The sequence below is a fragment of the Corallococcus sp. CA047B genome (assembly GCF_003612065.1).
Taxonomy (GTDB): domain Bacteria; phylum Myxococcota; class Myxococcia; order Myxococcales; family Myxococcaceae; genus Corallococcus; species Corallococcus praedator.
Window position 1 is genome coordinate 1 of record NZ_RAWD01000547.1, and the last position, 3,323, is coordinate 3,323.

At 70.2% G+C, this 3,323-nt stretch carries 4 protein-coding genes and 1 pseudogene; 3 read left to right on the forward strand and 2 right to left on the reverse strand.

Annotated elements, in window-relative coordinates:
* From D7X74_RS40730 to D7X74_RS40745, 3 genes and pseudogenes are all read left to right on the forward strand, one after another.
* Nucleotides 1–742: pseudogene (locus D7X74_RS40730) on the forward strand (hypothetical protein); the annotation flags it as partial.
* 17 nt (nt 743–759) lie between these two features.
* The gene (locus D7X74_RS40735) at nt 760–1,092 is read left to right on the forward strand and encodes an FmdB family zinc ribbon protein (protein ID WP_120538305.1); all 333 of its coding nucleotides are present in this window, start codon (nt 760–762) and stop codon (nt 1,090–1,092) included.
* A 325-nt stretch (nt 1,093–1,417) separates the two neighbouring features.
* Nucleotides 1,418–2,164 carry a hypothetical protein gene (locus D7X74_RS40745; RefSeq protein ID WP_120538307.1) on the forward strand — a complete coding sequence of 249 codons (747 nt, stop codon included), beginning with the start codon at nt 1,418–1,420 and terminating at the stop codon, nt 2,162–2,164.
* Nucleotide 2,165: 1 nt separating this feature from the next.
* Here the strand turns inward: D7X74_RS40745 and D7X74_RS40750 are convergent, their stop codons facing one another.
* Together D7X74_RS40750 and D7X74_RS40755 are read right to left on the reverse strand one after the other, a co-directional pair.
* Complete coding sequence (locus D7X74_RS40750; RefSeq protein ID WP_120538308.1) at nt 2,166–2,900, reverse strand: PHP domain-containing protein; 735 nt, start codon at nt 2,898–2,900, stop codon at nt 2,166–2,168.
* Nucleotides 2,901–2,977: 77 nt separating this feature from the next.
* Nucleotides 2,978–3,253: a hypothetical protein gene (locus tag D7X74_RS40755; RefSeq protein WP_120538309.1), complete on the reverse strand. Its 276-nt coding sequence runs from the start codon at nt 3,251–3,253 to the stop codon at nt 2,978–2,980.
* Nucleotides 3,254–3,323: the final 70 nt, after the last annotated feature.

Here is a 3,323-nt window from a genome sequence, read left to right on the forward strand (position 1 = left end):
CACCCCGGCCGCGTCGCAGGACGACGAGGACGCCCCGCGCTTCATCAAGCGTGAACTGCCCCGCCCCCGCGGCCGCTTCACCCGCGTGGAGGCCCAGCGACTGTCGTTCTTCGAACTGACGCGCGCGGAGGGCAAGGCCACGCTGGAGGCCGCCATCGAGGGCACGGAGCACCGCTACTCGCTCCTGCGCACGCTGGAGCACCGCTACAACGGCCCGCGCGGCGAGCTGACCCAGGTGGACATGGAGAACGTGCTGCGGCAGCACGGCATCATGGAGACGCTGGAGGCGCAGGAGAAGCGCAACCTCCAGACCGCCTACGCCTCCCAGCGCGGCGCCGCCGGCCGCGTGGCGTGGGCCCTGGGCCTGAGCCCCAGCGAGCTGCAGCGGCTGACGCACGCCCTGCTCCTCGAGGAGGAGGTGGAGGCCCTGCGCGAGCGCTTCCGCAACGAGGTGCTGGCCACCTCCCACCTGACCCACCGGCTGGATCTGCTGGGCAAGGACAAGTACCTGGCGGACCTGGGCATCCAGAAGCGCTTCACCGAATCGCTCCGCAAGGAGCTGGAGCGGCTGGTGAAGGACGTGATGTCGGAAGCCACCGATCTCCACTCGCTGGCCAACGTCGTGGGTCGTAAGCACGGCGCGCCCGCGGAGCTGGTCACCCGCGCCTTCGAGCGCCTGGGTCTGTCGGAGTCGCTGCGCAAGCAGCTCTCCGCCCAGACCGTCAACAACCCTTCTCACTGAGACGAGGTACCCACCCCATGCCCATCTACGAGTACGGCTGCTCGGCCTGTGGAAAGACCATTGACGTCCTGCAGAAGATGTCCGACCCCGCCCCCGCCGCGTGCACCGCGTGCGGCGCCGGCGGCACGCTGACCAAGCAGGTCAGCCGCTCCAGCTTCCACCTCAAGGGTGGCGGCTGGTACTCGGACCTGTACGGCTCCACGAAGAAGGACGGAGGCGGCGGTTCATCGTCCTCCTCTTCTTCGTCGTCCTCGGCGGCGCCGGCCGCGGCCAGCGCTCCTGCCAGCAGCGCGCCCGCGGCGAGCCCCGCGCCGGCCCCTTCCAGCAGCGCGGGCGGCGACAAGTCGTAGCGTCGTCGTGAAGAACGCCCCCGGCTGAAAATTCGCTGGGGGCGCGGAGTGGGCACACACTTCGTGTCGTGCCCTTTCCCCCCTCGAAGCGTCCCCCCCGCCACTGCGCGCTGTGCGGTCATCCGGAGCTGACGGATGCGAGGGGGCAGGGTCGGTTCCTCCTGGTGGCCGACCCCCATGGCCGGGGTCCGGTGTGTCCCGCGCAGCGTGGGTGCCGCGACGGCAAGCAGGCCGTGACGGGCACGCCAGCGCTGACGCAGGCCATCCGCTAGGCTAAGCAGGCATCCATCGCGCGCGCGTTCCATCCCGCGCGCGCCCTGGTGCCATGCCGCGTCCTTCCCGCTCCCTGTCCTTCCTGATGCCGCTGCTGGCCGTCGTCAGCGTCGGCTGCGCTTCCGCCACCCGCATGTCCCCCGAGGATCGCGCCTCGTTGGATCGGAGCCTCTCCGGTCCGGACGCGGAGCAGTACCTGCGCGTCTCCTCCTACCTGACGCCCTTCTTCGGGGACGCGTCCAAGCGGCTCTTGACGCCCTACCCTCCCGAGGACGTGCGCCTGCTGGACGACACCAGCGGCAGGCCCATCAGCCCCGGCGCCATCCAGGCCACGGTGCCCGCCGGCACGCGCGTGCGGATTACCAAGGTGGAGTTCCCCACGGCCTGGGTCGTCACCGAGCGCGTCCTCTACACTCCGCGCTCCTGGCCGTGGGTGTACGTGACGGTGGAGGGGGCCCCCGCGGGCGAGCAGGTGGTGCTGGTGCTGCCGCCGAACCTGGACCGCCCGGACGCCTTCCGCACGGAGCTGGAGAAGACCCTCACCCCGCATTCGTTGAAGGATCAGCTCGCGGGCTTCAGCGCGGCGGTGCAGGAGGCCGTGCGCACCAAGAAGCTGGTGGCGGACATGCCCGCGGACGCGCTGCGCATGGCCTGGGGTCCCCCGGAGACGGTGCGCCGCTCACTGGAGGGCACGGCCCGGAACGAGGAGTGGCGCTATGCCGGGGAGCGCCGCAAGGCGTTCCTCACCGACGGCCGCCTGGTGCGCGCCGAGGAGGCGGGCACGTCCCTGCTGCCTTGAGCTAGCGGCGGCCACCGCGGCGGTGCTGCTTCTTGCCGCCGCCCCCGCCGCCCTTGCGCTGGGCCTGGGCCTCGCCGGGACGGGTGAGGCGGGGCAGCTCGCCGGCCATCACCGGCCAGTAGTCGCCCTTGAAGAGCTCCTCCACCAGCTGCGCCTGGGTGAGCACGTCGCGTTTGAAGAAGGTTGCGCCCCGGCCCATCTCGTCCAGGGAGCCGCGCGCGTCACTGCCGCCCACGCAGGGCAGCTTGAGCACGTCCGCGGCCTCCACGGCCAGGTCGTTGGCGGTCTGCTTCACCTTGGCGTTGTAGCCCTCCACGGCGCACAGCACGCCGGACAGCGAGCGGACGTACTCCATGGCGGGATTGGGCACGTCGCGATCAAACGGCCGGGCCGCGACGATGGCCGCTCCCAGGGCCTTCACCTTGGGCAGGCACTCGGCGGCGCTCCAGGGCTTCTCCCGGTTGCTCCCCCACAGCTGCACGGGCTCCGGCGCCAGCTCCGGCTTCGGGAAGAAGCACAGGTATTGCCCCCGGTCCGTCACCAGCTCCAGCCCGACGAACACCTTCACCTTGGCCTTGGCGCCGATCTCGAAGAGCTCGTCGCAGCCGTCCTGGGTGTTGGTCTCCGTGAACGCGACCGCGTCCAGGCCGAACATTGCCGCCCGCTCCAGCACGGCGCGCGGCTCCAGGTCGCACCCCTTGGACAGATGGGAATGGGCGTGTAGGTCGATGAGCATGGGCGACGGGTGCTAACAGGCCCCACGGGGCCTGTCGAGCCTGCGCGCACGCCCCCGGGCCCCGAGGCTCCAGGGCGTCAGGCGAACGCGTAGGACTGGAAGTTGCCCTGCTTGGCCTGGGTGTTCTTCTCCTCGTACGTGCGGATGAGGTAGCCCATCAGCATCAGCGAAGAGGTGTTCTCCAGCACCCGGGAAGGATCCTTGGAGATGAGGTTGGCGCTGTAGTTCAGGAAGAACTGCGCCAGCTCCTCGCCCGCTTCCTTCACGATGAGGGCGTTCAGAGCGCTCGGCTCCATGGTGCGGATGGTGTTGATGAAATCCACCGCCAGGTCCTTCTTCGTCTTCATGTCCACGGTCCTGCCCCCTTTTTCCCGCCCATGCCCCTGGAACCGCCACGGTTCCGGGCCCCGCCCCAATCCAGAC